General features: G+C 68.0%; 12 protein-coding genes. 8 read left to right on the top strand and 4 right to left on the bottom strand.

All coding sequences use genetic code 11. The features are described 5' to 3' along the window. Nucleotides 1–16: 16 nt before the first annotated feature. A complete protein-coding gene (locus tag ACHZD8_RS14560) occupies nt 17–760 on the bottom strand; it encodes a MerR family transcriptional regulator (RefSeq protein ID WP_394771150.1) in 744 nt (247 codons plus the stop codon). 766 nt (nt 761–1526) lie between these two features. On the opposite strand from ACHZD8_RS14560, the gene ACHZD8_RS14555 reads away from it, so the two are divergent. The 3 genes from ACHZD8_RS14555 (at nt 1527) to ACHZD8_RS14545 (ending at nt 5130) form a co-directional block, all read left to right on the top strand. After that, on the top strand, nt 1527–2327 hold the full coding sequence (locus ACHZD8_RS14555) for a DUF4097 family beta strand repeat-containing protein (RefSeq protein ID WP_394771149.1): 801 nt from the start codon (nt 1527–1529) through the stop codon (nt 2325–2327). Then, a complete protein-coding gene (locus ACHZD8_RS14550) occupies nt 2324–2932 on the top strand; it encodes a PadR family transcriptional regulator (protein WP_394771148.1) in 609 nt (202 codons plus the stop codon). The genes ACHZD8_RS14555 and ACHZD8_RS14550 overlap by 4 nt, the downstream gene beginning before the upstream one ends. A gap of 125 nt (nt 2933–3057) precedes the next feature. Continuing rightward, complete coding sequence (locus tag ACHZD8_RS14545) at nt 3058–5130, top strand: APC family permease (RefSeq protein ID WP_394771147.1); 2073 nt, start codon at nt 3058–3060, stop codon at nt 5128–5130. Nucleotides 5131–5142: 12 nt separating this feature from the next. Here the strand turns inward: ACHZD8_RS14545 and ACHZD8_RS14540 are convergent, their stop codons facing one another. Beyond that, nucleotides 5143–6189 (bottom strand): LacI family DNA-binding transcriptional regulator, encoded by a 1047-nt coding sequence (locus ACHZD8_RS14540; RefSeq protein WP_394771146.1) that lies wholly within the window; start codon nt 6187–6189, stop codon nt 5143–5145. A gap of 369 nt (nt 6190–6558) precedes the next feature. Between ACHZD8_RS14540 and ACHZD8_RS14535 the strand changes: the two genes are divergently transcribed. The 4 genes from ACHZD8_RS14535 (at nt 6559) to ACHZD8_RS14520 (ending at nt 11997) form a co-directional block, all read left to right on the top strand. Next, nucleotides 6559–7812, top strand: coding sequence for an extracellular solute-binding protein (locus tag ACHZD8_RS14535; protein WP_394771145.1), 1254 nt, complete (start codon nt 6559–6561; stop codon nt 7810–7812). A 5-nt stretch (nt 7813–7817) separates the two neighbouring features. After that, complete coding sequence (locus ACHZD8_RS14530) at nt 7818–8951, top strand: carbohydrate ABC transporter permease (RefSeq protein WP_394771144.1); 1134 nt, start codon at nt 7818–7820, stop codon at nt 8949–8951. Further along, nucleotides 8948–9850, top strand: coding sequence for a carbohydrate ABC transporter permease (locus ACHZD8_RS14525; RefSeq protein WP_394771143.1), 903 nt, complete (start codon nt 8948–8950; stop codon nt 9848–9850). Before ACHZD8_RS14530 ends, ACHZD8_RS14525 begins: the two co-directional genes overlap by 4 nt. A 104-nt stretch (nt 9851–9954) precedes the next feature. Continuing rightward, a complete protein-coding gene (locus ACHZD8_RS14520) occupies nt 9955–11997 on the top strand; it encodes a glycogen debranching N-terminal domain-containing protein (protein ID WP_394771142.1) in 2043 nt (680 codons plus the stop codon). Between the two features lie 518 nt (nt 11998–12515). Here the strand turns inward: ACHZD8_RS14520 and ACHZD8_RS14515 are convergent. Beyond that, entirely contained in the window at nt 12516–13601 is a 1086-nt protein-coding gene (locus tag ACHZD8_RS14515) for an NAD(P)-binding domain-containing protein (RefSeq protein ID WP_394771141.1), read from the bottom strand. 154 nt (nt 13602–13755) lie between these two features. Between ACHZD8_RS14515 and ACHZD8_RS14510 the strand changes: the two genes are divergently transcribed. Beyond that, nucleotides 13756–13995, top strand: coding sequence for a DUF3073 domain-containing protein (locus ACHZD8_RS14510; protein WP_394771140.1), 240 nt, complete (start codon nt 13756–13758; stop codon nt 13993–13995). Between the two features lie 54 nt (nt 13996–14049). Here the strand turns inward: ACHZD8_RS14510 and purM are convergent, their stop codons facing one another. After that, nucleotides 14050–15150, bottom strand: coding sequence for a phosphoribosylformylglycinamidine cyclo-ligase (gene purM, locus ACHZD8_RS14505; protein WP_394771139.1), 1101 nt, complete (start codon nt 15148–15150; stop codon nt 14050–14052). Between the last annotated feature and the right edge of the window lie 134 nt (nt 15151–15284).

Here is a 15284-nt window from a genome sequence, read left to right as displayed (position 1 = left end):
CCGGCCTCGGCGCTCGTTACAGGTTGCGCTCGGCGAATGCCGCCATCGCATCCCGCACGAAGGTCGTGCCCTCGACGCCACCGTAGTTCGCGCCGAATCGCTCGTCGGCGATGTACATGTCGCCCATCCCCACGAACTGCTCGGCCGTCGGGCGCCTGCCCTGCCAGCCCACAACCAGCCAGTCGTAGTGGCGTTGCGCGATAGCCAGCACCTCGTCGCTCTCGACGCTGGCGCCGGCCGCGCGGGCTGCCGCGTAATCCGACTGCACGGTCTTCTGGTCCTCGCGGAACTTCGCCTTCTCGGCCGCCGTGAGCGAGCGCCACCAGCGGTCACCGCTCGCGTACGCCTCGGTGCCCCAGCGCTCCTCGACCTCATCCTTGTACTGCGTGTGGTCGAAGCCGTCGAACATCTCTTCCGCCATGAGTTCTTCACCTCCCTTCATTCGTCGAATCGTGGCCTCCACCGAGCCGATCTGCCGGACGAGCCTGTTCTTCTCCAGCCGGAGCCAGCGCAAATGGCCCTCAAGCGCGTCCGCCTGCTCCCGATCGCCCGCGAGCAGGTCGGCGATCGCCGGCAGCCCGAGGCCGAGCTCGCGCAGCAGCAGGATGCGCTGCAGCCGCACGAGAGCGTCGTCGTCGTAATAGCGGTAGCCGTTAGGGCCGATGCGACTCGGCGCCAGCAGACCGACATCGCCGTAGTGCCGCAGGGCGCGGGATGTCGTTCCCGACAATCGCGCGACGTCCTGGATGGATCTCTCCACGCCGCCTCCGTTCTCTCGAGTTCCACGCTAGAGGTTGACGCGGCGTCAATGTCAAGGGCGAGATGGCGCCGCCGGTAGTGCTGCACCCGTCGGCTTCGCGGGAGTTGCGCGTCGCGGAGCGGTTGCGCGGCCCGGCGCGGGAGTTGCGCGGCCCGGCGGGAGTTGAGCGGCTCGCCGGCGGGGATATGTACTCGCGGAGGGAGACGGGACTCCCTCCGCCATGCGGTTTCCCCGCCGCGAGGCGGGCGGCGAGGACCGGGAGCGTGCCGGCCCAGGTCGGGGTGCGATTCGCACCATGCGGCGGCCAGCGCGGAAGGAGTTGCGCGGCCCGGCGGCGGGGTTGCTCCCCGCCGAAGGAGTTGCGCGGCCCTCGCGGCGGGGTTGCTCCCCGCCGAAGGAGTTGCGCGGCCCTCGCGGAGGGAGTTGCGCCCCGCGGAGGGAGTTGAGCGCCGCGGCGGCGGGGAAACGTCGTCGCGGAGGGAGACGGGACTCCCTCCGCCATGCGGTTTCCCCGCCGCCGCGAGGTGGGCGACGGCGGCGCGACGGCGCGGCGACGGCAAGCCCGAGGGGCGACGGCGCGGCGACGGCAAGCCCGAGGCGGGGCCGCGAGGCGGGCGGCGAGGTGGGGCGGGCGGCAGCGGGGCCCGTCCCGAGCCCCGCCCAACGAGGGGCTTGCGCTCCGCCAAGACGCGATATATCTTGACTTTACGCACACGCGATATATCTCGATTCGGATGCCCGGCATCCGCCCACGAAAGGCACGACAATGGCTCTGGAAAAATGGCTCGTCGACGGCGAGAAGGTCATCGACATCGAACTGGTCCGCAACCTCAAGGTCGCCCTCATCGCCGGCCAGGTGAACATCGTCGGCCACGACGAGCCGGGCGCCCGGGTGGAGGTGCACTCGGTGCACGGCAAGGCGCTCAAGGTGTCGATCGACGGGGACACCCTCGAGATCGACCACCCGCAGCTCAGCTGGGACAACTTCATCGACGTGTTCAAGTCGTTCAGGGGCTCCGCGAGCGCGGACGTGAGCATCATGGTCCCCCGGGATGCCGTGCTCAAGTTCGGCGTCGTGTCGGCGAGCGCGCTCATCAGCGGGCTGACCGCCGACGCACGAATCAGCACGATCTCCGGGGAGGTCGTGGTGGACAACCACCGCGGCGATCTCGAGCTCAATGCCGTGAGCGGCGAGCTGGCGGTTCGCAACCACACCGGCAAGATCGCCGCGCACACCGTGAGCGGCGATGTCACGGCGACGGGTGAGATCGCGCGCTTCACCTGCGAGGGCGTGTCGGGCAACGTGTTCCTCGACATCGCCGGGAGCCCGGATGAGGTGCGCATCAACACGGTCAGCGGCGACGTGACGACCAGGCTGGAGGCCGGCGTTGCGGCGCAGTACCGGATCAACACCGTCAGCGGCAAGCTGCAGCTCGACGACGCGTCCATCACCGGGGTGCGGGGAAGCTACACCGGCAAGTACGGCGTGCTCGAGAAGAACTGGCTCGACTTCAAGGCCAACACGGTGAGCGGAGACGTCTCGGTGCTGCACGCGGTGACGGCATGACTCCCCCGGTCTTCGCTCACGGGCACCTCAGGCTCTACCTTCTCAGCATCCTCGCGACGCAGCCCATGCACGGCTACGAACTCATCCAGGCCCTCGGCGACCGGTTCGGTGGCACCTACGTGCCGAGTGCCGGCACCATCTACCCGCGGCTGGCAAAGCTCGAGGACGAGGGACTCGTCACCAAGTCGAGCGACGGTCGCAAGACCGTCTACGAGATCACGGATGCCGGCCGCGCCGAACTCGAGGCACGGCAGGGAGAACTCGACGGAATCGAGAGTGACGTGACCGACTCGGTGCGCCGTCTCGCCGACGAGGTGCGCGCCTCCGTGAACGGCGCGATGAAGACCCTTCGGGCCGATCTCGCCGCCGCGGCCCGCGAGGCCAGAGATGACGCCAGGGACTTCGGCCGCACCGTGCGCGTTGACACCCAGCGCGCCACCACCAGCACGCAACTGCATGAGGCCGAGATGGTGCTCAACGAGTTTCGCCACCAGGTGCGGGTGGACCTCCGGCGTCTCGCGGCCGACGGCGAGATCCCCGCGGAGACGGTCGCGCGGCTCAAAGAGCGGCTCGACAGCGTGCGGGCCGACCTCCTGGTGGGCTGAACACGCAGGGCGGGCCGTGAGGATCCTCACGGAATCCTTACGGCCCCGCGGCCGCCGTGGCCCGTGATCCCGGGGATCGGGCCGCCGGGACTAACGAATTATTGACAGCGCAGGGAAGGGGTGTAGTGTCGCTCCTCGTGACTAGCGAAGTTCGGTCGCCGAAAAGGTGGCTGATCGGCGAACCGCTGGCGTCTGAGAAACTCGAAGGCCAGCTCCTCCCGAAGCATTTGGCGCTGCCTATTTTTGCCAGCGATGCCCTTTCCTCCGTGGCCTATGCGCCTCAGGAGCTCCTCCTCATCCTCACCCTCGGCGGGCTCGCCTTTCTGAGCTTCGCCCCCTGGGTGGCTGCCGCCGTGGTGTTGCTCCTCATCGTGGTCGTCGCGTCCTACCGCCAGCTGATCAAGGCGTACCCGTCTGGCGGTGGAGACTACGAGGTGGCGCACCGCAACCTCGGGGAGAAGGCCGGCCTCGTGGTGGCCTCGGCACTCCTCGTCGACTACATCCTCACCGTGACCGTCTCCGTGGCATCCGGTGTGGACAACATCATCTCGGCATTCCCCGTGCTCAACACCTGGCGGGTGGAGATCGCCGTCGGCTTCGTCATCCTGCTCGCCGCCATCAATCTGCGCGGCGTCGCGGAGTCGAGCAAGGCCTTCGCGCTTCCCACCTATCTCTTCATCGCCAGCGTCGGCGTCATGATCGTGACCGGGCTGGTGCGCGTGGCCCTCGGTGACACCCCCATCGCCGCCTCCTCCGCGTTCACCGTGAAGTCGCCGGAGAGCCTCACCCAGATCGCCTTCATCCTGCTGCTGCTTCGAGCCTTCGCCAGCGGCTGTAGCGCCCTCACCGGCGTCGAGGCCGTGGCCAACGGCGTGCAGGCGTTCCGCCGCCCCAAGATCAAGAACGCGCAGCGCACGCTCGTGCTCATGGGCTCCATCGCCATCGTGCTGTTCATCGGCATCATGGCGCTCGCCCTGATCAGCCAGGTGCACTACGCCGAGACCGCCTGCGACCTGCAGGGATTCAAGGACTGCACGACCGCCCCTCAGGCGAGCGTGATCTCGCAGATCGCCGCGGCGGTGTTCCCGGGCGCCGGCTACTTCATGTTCTACGTGGTGCAGGGCACCACGGCCCTGGTGCTGCTGCTCGCCGCCAACACGGCGTTCAACGGCTTTCCCCTGCTCGGCTCGGTGCTCGCCCGCGACTCGTACGCCCCCAAGTCCCTGCAGACCCGAGGCGACCGGCTCGTCTACTCCAACGGAGTGCTCGTGTTGAGCGGCGCCGCCATCGTGCTGCTGCTGATCTACCGCGCCAACCTCACCCAGCTGATCCAGCTGTACATCATCGGCGTCTTCGTCTCCTTCACCCTCGGCCAGACCGGCATGGTCGTGCACTGGACCCGGATGCTGCGCGAGGGTTGCGCCAACCGCGGCCAGGTCTACCGCAGCCGGGCCATCAATGCCACCGGCGCGCTCTTCACCGGCATCGTGCTCATCGTGGTGACCATCACCAAGTTCACCCACGGAGCCTGGCTCGTCTTCGCGATCATGCCGGTGCTGTTCTACCTGATGCTGCGCATCAACCGGTACTACGCCAAGGTGGCGCGAGACATCGAGGTCGACCCGACCACGACATTCGGCGCGACGGGCGACCACGCAATCGTGCTCGTCGGCAAGATGCAGAAGCCCACCCTGAAGGCGCTCGACTACGCGATCGCCGCGCGGCACGAGAGCATCGAGGCGATCCACGTGAGCATCGACGATGCCGCCTCTGAACTGCTCTCCAAGCAGTGGGACGAGATGAACATCAAGGTGCCGCTGCGCATCGTCTCGTCGCCGTACCGCGACATCAGCATGCCCCTGATCAAGTACATCAAGGCCCGCCGGGCCGAGTACGGCTCCGAGGTCGTCACGGTGTACACGCCCCAGTACATCGTGGGCCACTGGTGGGAGAACCTGCTGCACAACCACAAGGCCCGCCGCATCCGTCAGAAGCTCATGCTCTGTCATGGCGTGACGATCGCCCTGGTGCCGTGGCTGCTCGACTCGTCGAAGGCGCTCTACGGGCGACCGTACCGCCCGCTTCCGGGCCAGGACCGCCGGGGCGAGCCCCGTCGTCCGGTGATGCGCAAGCCGCTCCCGCCCGCGGCCCCGCTGGCCAAGAGGCCGACCCCGGCGAAGAACCCGGTGCGCAAGTAGCCTCGGACCGCCCTAGCGCACGCCCGTGATGGCCGAGCGCTCTCGCATCACCAGGTGCGGCGTGACGAGCCGATGCCGTGGGTCGGTGGACGACGACGACCAGCCGACTATCTCGCCCCCGTTCGGCCCGAGCAGCAGCTCGAGCGCCCCCGCGGCCACCTCGTCGAGCGGCTGCTCCACGCTGGAGAGGCCGACCGCCTCCGCGACCGGGGTGTTGTCGTAGCCGATCACCGGGATGCCCGCCCCCACCGCGAGCAGCGCGCCGAGGGCGAGCGAGTCGCTCGCGCAGACCACGGCATCCACCGGCGTGCCGGAGTCGAGAAGCGCCTGGAGCGTCTCCCGGCCCTGCGCGACGCCGTCCACCGTGCTGAGGTCGAGGGCGTCGAGTTCTGCGGCGCCGAGCCGACCGTCGGCGTCCATGGCATCCCGCCAGCCCCGGCGTCGATCGTCACCGGTGCCGGAGGGCCGGGGCCAGCCGAGGTACGCGATGTGCAGCTTGCCCTCGCGGAGGAGGTGGGTGGTGGCCTCGTGCAGGCCACTCCAGCCGTCCACATCCACCCAGAGGTGCCGCGGGTCGTTCATGTCGTCGATGCCCCACGGCCTGCCGAAGGTGACGAACGGCACGTTGTTCTCGATCAGCCACTCGGTGCGCGGATCCCCGTGGAAGGTGGCCGTGAGCACGAAGGCGTCGACGTCCGCGCCGTCGCGGAGCCTCTTGAACTGGCGGATCTCGTCTTCCGGGTCGAGTGCGGTGAAGAGCATCACCCGCAGGCCGCGCTGGTCGGCCTTCTCGGTGAGGGCATGCAAGAACCTGTCGAGCACCGCGCCGGAGATGCCGTTCTGCATCGGGTCGAGCCGGATGCCCAGGGTGGAGCTCTTCTGGGTGCGCAGCCTTCTCGCCGAGGCGTGCGGGCGATAGCCGAGCTGCGCGATCGCCGCCTCGACCCGCTCCCGGGTGGCGGGCTTGACGAGTCCGGGCGAATTGAGCACGTTGGAGACGGTCTGCCGGGACACCCCGGCGACGCGGCCGACATCGACCACGGTGGGCAGTTGGGACACGGCCGCCTCCTCGCTCTTGATCGATCAAGCAGTAACGGTACGCTATCGCGGTCCGCGCCGTGCATGGGCCTTTCGACCTGGTGCACGCACCGACTCATCGCGCGCCCCGCGCACCGAATGTCACCGAAACGCAACCGAGATCGGGTTGACACCCCTCGCGGGCGGCTATATCGTCATACTGCGGTTTGATCGATCAAATCCCGGTCCTTCATCGCAAAGTTTGAACGATCCAATCCCAAAGGAGGGCACTGTGACCGCTGGTCTCTCGCGCACACTGCCCCCGTTCGCTGCTCGCCGCGCGCGGTCCGTCGCCGCCGAGCTCTTTCGACTTCTCTGACCCCCTCGCAACACCCAACCAAGGAGAAACACATGCAACGACGCACAACACGCTGGCTGGTAGCCGGCGCCTTGGCTGCGGCCGGTGCCCTCACGCTGAGCGCGTGCGGGTCTGGCTTCAGCAGTGGCTCGAGCACTTCGGGCACCGGCGGACTCACCTCCTCCAAGAAGGCCCTCACCGTGCTCATCGGCTCGAGCGGCGACGCCGAGACGAAGGCCGTCAACAGCGCGGTGGCCGACTGGACCAAGTCCTCCGGCACCAAGGCGACCGTCTCCGTGGCGAGCGACCTCAACCAGCAGCTGGCCCAGGGATTCTCCGCCGGCAAGCCGGCCGACGTCTTCTACCTCTCGACCGACGCCCTCGCGGGCTACGCCTCGAACGGGTCGCTGCTCGCCTATGGTGACCAGCTGAAGAACAAGGGCGACTTCTACCCGAGCCTCGTCAAGTCGTTCACCTTCGACGGCAAGTTCTACTGCGCCCCGAAGGACTTCTCCACCCTCGCCCTCGAGATCAACACCGACATGTGGAAGGCCGCCGGCCTCACCGACGCCGACATTCCCAAGACCTGGGATGACCTCAAGGCGGTCGCCAAGAAGCTCACCACTCCCGAGCATGTCGGTCTCGGCATCGGCGGCGAGTACGCCCGCGTCGCCGCGTTCATGACCCAGGCCGGCGGCAACCTCATGAATGCCGACAGCACCAAGGCCACAGCGAACAGCGACGCGAACATCAAGGCGCTCGACTACGTCAAGACGCTCATGGCGGATGGCAGCCTCAAGTACGCCAAGGACCTCGGGGCCGGATGGGGCGGTGAGGCCTTCGGTAAGGGTCTCGCAGCGATGACCATCGAGGGCAACTGGATCACGGGAGCCATGACCAACGACTACCCGAACGTCAAGTACACGATTGCCGAGCTCCCGGCCGGCCCCGCCGGCAAGGGAACCATGCAGTTCACCAACTGCTGGGGAATCGCCGCCGACAGCCCCAACCAGGCCGCCGCGCTCAAGCTCGTCGAGAAGCTGACGAGTTCGAGCGACCAGCTCGCGTTCTCGAAGGCGTTCGGTCCGATGCCGTCGATCAAGTCCGCCGCCGCCACGTGGAAGAAGGACAACCCCCTGCTCGTGCCGTTCCTCAACGGAGCGGACTACGCGAAGGGTGTGCCGACCGCCAAGGGCGCCGCTGACGTCGTGACCGACTTCAACTCGAAGGTCGAGAGCCTCGCGACCGGGGATCCCAAGACGATCCTCGACGCCGCGCAGAAGAACCTCGAAGCACTGGTCAAGTAGTCACAATGACTGCAACCACGAGACGGTCTTCCCGCTCCGGTATCCGGGGCGGGGAGGCCCTCTCGGGCTACCTGTTCACCGCACCCATGCTCATCCTTCTCGGGCTGTTCCTGGTCGTGCCGGTGCTGATGGCCCTCTGGGTGAGCTTTTCGGACTGGAGCGGGCGAGGAAGCCCGCTCTCCGGTGACGTCCACTTCGTGGGCCTCAACAACTACTCTGCGCTCCTGACCGGCGGCGGACTCGCCGAGCAGGACTTCGGCACCGCGCTCAAGAACAACGCCTGGTACGTCGTGCTCGTCGTTCCGCTGCAGACCGCGCTGTCACTCTTCCTAGCGGTGCTCGTCAACCGGCAGATCCTCAAGGGCCGCGGGTTCTTCCGCACCGCGTTCTACTTCCCCTCGGTCACCAGCTCGGTGGCCATCACCGTTCTCTGGTTGTTCCTGTTCAACTCCACCGGCGCGGTGAACAAGCTGCTCTCGTTCATCGGCATCAAGGGCCCGAACTGGTTCAACGACCCGGACGGCATCATCCACAACCTCTTCGGCGCCTTCGGAGTGAAGACCGGGCCGGCGGTCCTCACCGGCGACACCGCCCTCGGCGTCTCCTGGTGGGACTGGCTGGGCGGGCCATCCGTCGCCATGACCGCGTTCGTGCTTCTCGCCGTCTTCACGACGAGCGGCACGTTCATGCTGCTCTTCATCGCCGGGCTGCAGAACCTCGGCGGCGGCGTAACCGAGGCGGCCATGATGGATGGCGCGAACGGCTGGCAGCGCTTCTGGAAGGTGACGCTCCCCCAGCTTCGACCCACCCTCTTCACCGTGCTCACGCTCGGGCTGATCGGCTGCTGGCAGGTGTTCGACCAGATCTACACCGGCACCAAGGGCGCGCCGGGCAAGACCACTCTCACGCCGGCCTTCCTCTCCTACCAGTCGGCGTTCAACAACCAGCAGTGGGGACAGGGCGCGGCGATCGCGTTCATCCTCTTCATGATCATCGTGTTCTTCACGCTGGTGCAGCGCTGGGTGCTCGCCGAGCGCAAGGTCTCCAAGCGCCGGATGCGGGGCTACGAGGTCCCACCGTCCGGCACGCCCATCGTGACCCCGACCCAGCCCGGCCCAGACAAGGAAGGCCAGCGATGAGCACCATGACGAAGGCCCCGGCCACGACGGCAGCACCGCCTCGCTCGTTCACTCGCACCGAACGCCCGGGCAGCCGTGCGATCGCGGCGCGATCGCTGCTCTACGCCCTGCTCGTGGCGCTCGCGATCGTGTACATCTTCCCGTTCCTCATCCAGGTGGCGACGTCGTTCAAGACGGAGGCGGAGGCCGCGGCCAATCCGCTCTCTCTCGTGCCGGCGACCTTCTCCACGGCGGCCTACGAGCGACTGTTCCTGCACTCGGACTTTCCGATCTGGTTCAAGAACTCGGTGATCGTGACGGTGTTCGTGACCCTCGGCCGGGTGTTCTTCAACTCGCTCGCCGGCTACGCGCTCGCCAGGCTCAACTTCCGCGGGCGCAACCTGATGTTCGCGGGCCTCATCGCCGTGATGTCGGTGCCCGGGGTCGTGCTGCTCATCCCGAAGTTCCTCGTGATCAACCAGATCGGCATCTACGACTCGTACGCGGGCATGATCATCCCGCTGCTCACCGACGCGGCGGGGATCTTCATCATGAAGAACTTCTTCGAGTCGATTCCGGTGAGCGTGGAGGAGCAGGCGCGCATCGACGGCGCCGGCACCTTCCGGGTGTTCTGGTCGGTCGTGCTGCCGATGGCGAGACCCGCCCTCGTGACGATCATCATCCTGTCGTTCCAGGGCTCGTGGAATGAGTTGAGCCACTTCATCGTGTCCACCCAGTCCCCCGACCTCGTCACCCTCACGAAGGGCGTCGCGTCGCTCGCCTCCGGCCAGCTGAGCCAGGGCACCCAGTATCCGATCAAGCTCGCCGCTGCGGCGATCATGACGGTGCCGGTGGCCGTGATGTTCTTCATCTTCCAGAAGCGCATCATGAACGCGAGCGACGGCGCGGTCAAGGAGTGACGGGCGCACCCTCCCCGAACCCGCGCGAGGTGGTCACCGCCACGGTGGCGACGTGCGGAACCCTCGCCACCTGACCACACAACTGCAAGGAAGCTCGTAACCACATGAACGCCATACTCCAGCCGCTCTTGCACGACGAGATCGTGATCCTGCGCGCACCGACCCAGGCCTGGTCGTCGCCGTCGGGCGCGATCGGCTCCGGCGCCATCCACGGCATCTACCATTCGGATGTTCGGATCGTCTCGAGAGCCGAGGTGCGCTATGACGGCCACGAGGCCGAGAACATCGCCACGGTTCCCGGCGGTGCGGAGAGTGTGGCGTTCATCGGGCTGTTGCGCCACCTCGACGACTCCACCCCGGATCCGCGCGTGCGCGTGGTGCAGCGCCGAACGGTCACGACGACGGGCGCGATCGAGTCGATCGTCTTCGAGTCGACTCTCGAGCACGAGGTGTCGAGCACGGTGGTCGTGCGGCTGCAGAGCGACCTCGCCGAGATGGATCTCGTGAAGGCCGGTCTCACCGAGCCACTCGCCCCGATGAGCATCGAGGGCGAGACGGCCTCGTGGGGTCGAGACGCGATCGAGGCGTCCCTTCGGGCCACCGGGGCCGCTCTCGCGATCGCCGCCGACGGCTTTCTCGAGCTGAGCTGGACGGTCACGATTCCGGCAAAGGGCTCGACGCGCCTGGGCTGGGCGATCGAGGCGTCGGATGCGGATGCCGTCGTGCGCGGACTCACCACGCCGCCCGGCTGGTCGGTTCCGGTGCTCACCGGCGGGGACGACCGGCTCGCGCGCTGGGTCTCCCGCGCGCTCGGCGACCTCGACGCCCTGCGCCTCACCACGGTCGCCGATCCGACCTCCGAATTCCTCGCGGCCGGCGCGCCGTGGTTCTTCACCCTCTTCGGCCGCGACTCGATCTGGGCCGCTCGCTTCATGCTTCCGCTCGGCACCAGGCTCGCCGGTGACACCCTGCGCGTGCTCGCCGGGCTCCAGGGCACCTCGACGGTCGCCGAGACGGCCGAGCAGCCCGGCAAGATCATGCACGAACTGCGACGCGGCACCCTGGAGATTCCCGGCGCGGGCATCTCGCTTCCGCCGCTCTACTACGGCACCGTCGACGCCACGGCGCTCTGGGTGTGCCTGCTGCACGACGCCTGGCGCTGGGGTCTGCCGGGTGACGAGGTGCGGTCCATGATCCCCCAGCTCGTGGCCGCCCTCGAATGGATGCGGGACTTCGGCGACGCGGACGGCGACGGCCTGCTCGAGTACGTGGATTCCACGGGCAAGGGACTGGCCAACCAGGGCTGGAAGGACTCGGGCGACTCCGTGCAGTGGCGGGACGGCACGCTCGCCGACGGTCCGATCGCGCTCTGCGAGGTTCAGGCATACGCCTTCGAGGCGGCCACCCACGGCGCCGACCTGCTCGACCACTTCGGGATGGACGGCGGCGACGAGTGGCGGGCCTGGGCCGCCAGGCTCAAGTCGCGCTTCAACGAGACGTTCTGGATCCAGGACGCCGACGGGGCATACCCGGCGATCGCCCTGGACGCGCAGAAGCGGGCGGTGAACACGGTGACGAGCAACCTCGGGCACCTGCTCGGCACCGGCCTTCTCGACGACCGGCAGGCCGCGCTCGTGGCCCGTCGGCTGGTCTCGCCGGAGCTCAACTCCGGCTTCGGCCTCCGCACCATGTCCACCGACTCGGCCGGCTACTGGCCGCTGAGCTACCACGGCGGCAGCGTCTGGACCCATGACACGGCCATCGCCATCCATGGCCTCAGTCGGGATGGCTTCGTGGCCGAGGCGGGAACTCTCGTTTCCGGACTGCTCGCCGCGGCATCCGGATTCGACTACCGCATGCCCGAGTTGCACTCCGGAGACCCGGCCTCGGCCTTCGCATCGCCGGTGCCGTATCCGGCGGCCTGCCGCCCTCAGGCCTGGTCGGCGGCGGCGGCCGTCTCGGTGCTCGGCAGCGTGCTGGGCCTCAACCCGGACGCCCAGTCGGCCACGATCGGGGTGTCTCCGAGTCCGCTCGCCGGCTCGCTCTCGGTGACCGGCCTGCGTCTCGGCGATGCCGATTTCTCGATCGTGCTCAACGATGACGGCGAGGTCACCGCGGCCTCCGGGGCGGGCGTGCTCGTCGGCTGACGCCGCCCTCCTCTCCGCACGCTCGCTTCACGCTGGCGCGCATCCCGCGCACACGATTCTCGCGCACGCACGTTTCTCGCGGTGCACGCACGTTTCTCGCGGTGCACGCACGTTTCTCCGGAGGTTTCCGCCCGGAACAGCCGAAACGGCCCGACCGGGGCACTATTGGCGCGAAACCTCCGGAGAAGCGCACGCTACTGCGGGCGATGCCGTCGCACGCCGCCTCCCAAAACGCAGGAAATTCGCCGCGACAAACCGGTTCCGACCCGGGATTTAGCCGCATTTGCGCCGATTCTCCTGCGTTCTCGGTGCTGACGACTTGGGCTGCCTCCCCGCAGCGAGCGGATGCGGGATCATCGGCGCCGCATCGGTCGCCCGGTCGCTGCGGCGCTCGTTTTTCCGGAGGAATCTGTCCGAAACCCTCAATACGGCCCGATTCCGGGCCGAAACCAGTCGATTGACGCGAAACCTCCGGAGAAGCGCGTGTAAGGAGCGGGAGGCGGCGAACGGCGCGCGGGTCAGCCGATGTTGGAGAGGGTCGCGATCACCTGGCGCGCGATCTGCCGGCCGGCCCGGTTCGCGCCGATCGTGCTCGCCTGCGGGCCGTAGCCGGCGAAGAAGATGCGCGGATCCTTCCAGGCCGACCCGTTGCCCACGGACACGCCGCCCTCCTTCTCGCGCAGCTTGAGCGGCGAGAGGTGGCGGAGCTCCGGGCGGAAGCCGGTGGACCAGACGATCGCATCCGCCTTCTGAAACGCGCCGTCCTCCCAGCGCACGCCGTCCGCCTCAATGGAGGAGAACATCGGCCGGGCTACCAGCAAGCCGCGGTCGATGCCCGACTGGATTCGCCTGGTGCGCGGGATGCCGGTGCCGCTGACGATACTCGGGAGCGCCCGGCCCGCGCGGGCGGCCTCGTCCTGCATCGCGACGGCGGCCTTGCCGTCCTCCATGTTGAGCTCCCCGTCGTTGAGGTACTCGATGGGACGCCTGGTGACCCAGGTGAGCTCGGACGCCACGTTCTCGAGTTCCAGCAGGAAGCCGATCGCGGAGGTGCCCCCGCCGACCACGACGACGCTCTGGCCGGCGAACTGCGCGGCGGACCGGTAGTCGGTCGTGTGCACGTGCCGGCCCCGGAAGTCGTTGAGCCCCGGATACCACGGCACGAAGGGCGAGCCCCAGGTGCCCGTGGCGTTGACGACGATCTCGGTGGTGAGCTCCTCGTGCCCGAACCCGACCACGAGTTCGGTGCCGCGATTGAACACCCGTTTCACGTCCACCGGGCGGCGCACCTGCAGGTCGTAGTGCGCCTCGTACTGCCGGTAATACTCGGCGACAACGTCCTTCGCGGGCAGCGTGCGGTCCGCGGTCTCGAAGCTCAGGCCGACGGCATCCATCCCCGGGAGGTCGTTGATGCGGTGCGCGGAGCCGATGCGGAGGGCGTCCCAGCGCAGCTGCCAGGCGCCCCCGGTGGACGGCCCGCGGTCCAGCACGACGAAGTCGGTGCCCGCTTCGAGGCCGAGTCGCTGGAGGTAGAACGACACCGAAAGTCCGGCCTGGCCCGCGCCAATCACCACTACGGAGGGGTGCTTGGGAGAGGATGTCACGCCTTAACGTTAGCCGTCGTTGCAGCACGTGCTCACGGAGCCAAAGGGATGGTGTCCCGCATGCTAAAGTTGCCCTTTAGATTTCGTAGTTCCCTGTTGGTCATCCCAGGCAATTGTGAGCTTGCTCGGGCAGGAATCGTGAGGGGGTCAAGCCATGGGGCGCGGCCGTCAAAAAGCTAAGCACACCAAAGTAGCCCGCGAGCTGAAATACTTCAGCCCGGACACCAACTACAACGCGCTCGAACGCGAACTCACGCACCCCGTCACCGGGGCTCCCGTCGACGCTCGACTCGAAGAAGACCTCGAGAAGTGGCCGGAATTCACCACTCCCAGCGGCTACACGGACGAGTACTCGGAAGACGAGTTCCAGTCCGACCAGAACAAGACCGCGTAGGCGGCATCGCCCGACCACACCGGCCCGGACCGCACCGGTCCGGGTGATGCGGTGCTAGGCCGGATAGGCGCCGACGAGCCGAACGGCCCCGCCGTTCACGCCCTTGGCTCCCTGTTCGAAGCCGGTGAGGTCGCGCGCGCCCAGGGTGACGCCGCCGACGACCCAGGCCGGGACGCCGCTCGTCACGAGCCGGGTGATCACGGCGTCCGCGGCATCCGCCCTCACGACCGCGATCATGCCGATCCCCAGGTTCCAGGTTCCCTCGGTCTCGGTGAGGGTCATGCCGCCCCACTCCGCGAGAACGCGGAACACGGGCTGCGGCGACCACGCGCTGCGGTCCACCTCGACCCAGCTGCCCACCGGCAGCACCCTCGCGAGGTTGGCGGCGATCCCGCCACCCGTCACGTGGCTGAGCGCGTGCACGCCCGAGGCGAGGGACTCGTCGGCGAGAAGCTTGAGCAGCGGCTTGGTGTACAGCCTGGTCGGCTCGAGCAGCACCTCGCCCACCAGTCCGCCGAGCTCGTTGGAGTGCTCGGCGTACGTCACCTTGCGACCGGCGAGCACGTGCCGCACGAGCGAGTAGCCGTTGGAGTGCAGGCCGGATGACCCGAGCGCGATGACGACGTCGCCGTCGGCCACGAGGTCGGCGCCGAGCAGCCGGTCGGCCTCGACCGCTCCGACGGCGGCACCGGCCACGTCGTAGTCGTCCGGGCCGAGGAGCCCGGGGTGCTCGGCCGTCTCGCCGCCGACCAGGGCCGTGCCGGTCTCGGCGCAGCCCCGCGCGATGCCGGCCACGATGTCGGCGATGCGGGTGGGGACCACCTTGCCGCACGCGATGTAGTCGGTCATGAACAACGGCGTTGCGCCCACCACGACGATGTCGTCCACGACCATGCCGACGAGGTCGATCCCGATGCTGTCGTGCTTGTCGATCGCCTGCGCGATGGCCACCTTCGTGCCGACGCCGTCGGTGGAGGTCGCGAGCAGGGGACGCTCGAACGACTTGAGGAACGAGACGTCGAAGAGCCCGGCGAAGCCGCCGACACCGCCCAGAACCTGGGGACCGTGGGTCTTGGCCACCGCCGCCTTCATCAGTTCGACGGCCAGGTCTCCGGCCGCCGTGTCAACGCCCGCTTCGGCGTACTTGCTGGCCATTCGTGTTCCGTTCCTGAACCGTGAAAGACTTGGGTTAAATCACCCCCAACTCTACGGTCTGGAGACTCACCGCGAATGTGCGGCATTGTCGGCATCGTTTCTTCGGAACCCGCCAACCAACAGGTCTACGACAG

Source organism: Lacisediminihabitans sp., from assembly GCF_043726815.1.
Classification (GTDB): domain Bacteria; phylum Actinomycetota; class Actinomycetes; order Actinomycetales; family Microbacteriaceae; genus Lacisediminihabitans.
The sequence above is the reverse complement of the archived record's forward strand: the minus strand, read 5'-3'. Positions and strand labels throughout refer to the sequence as shown.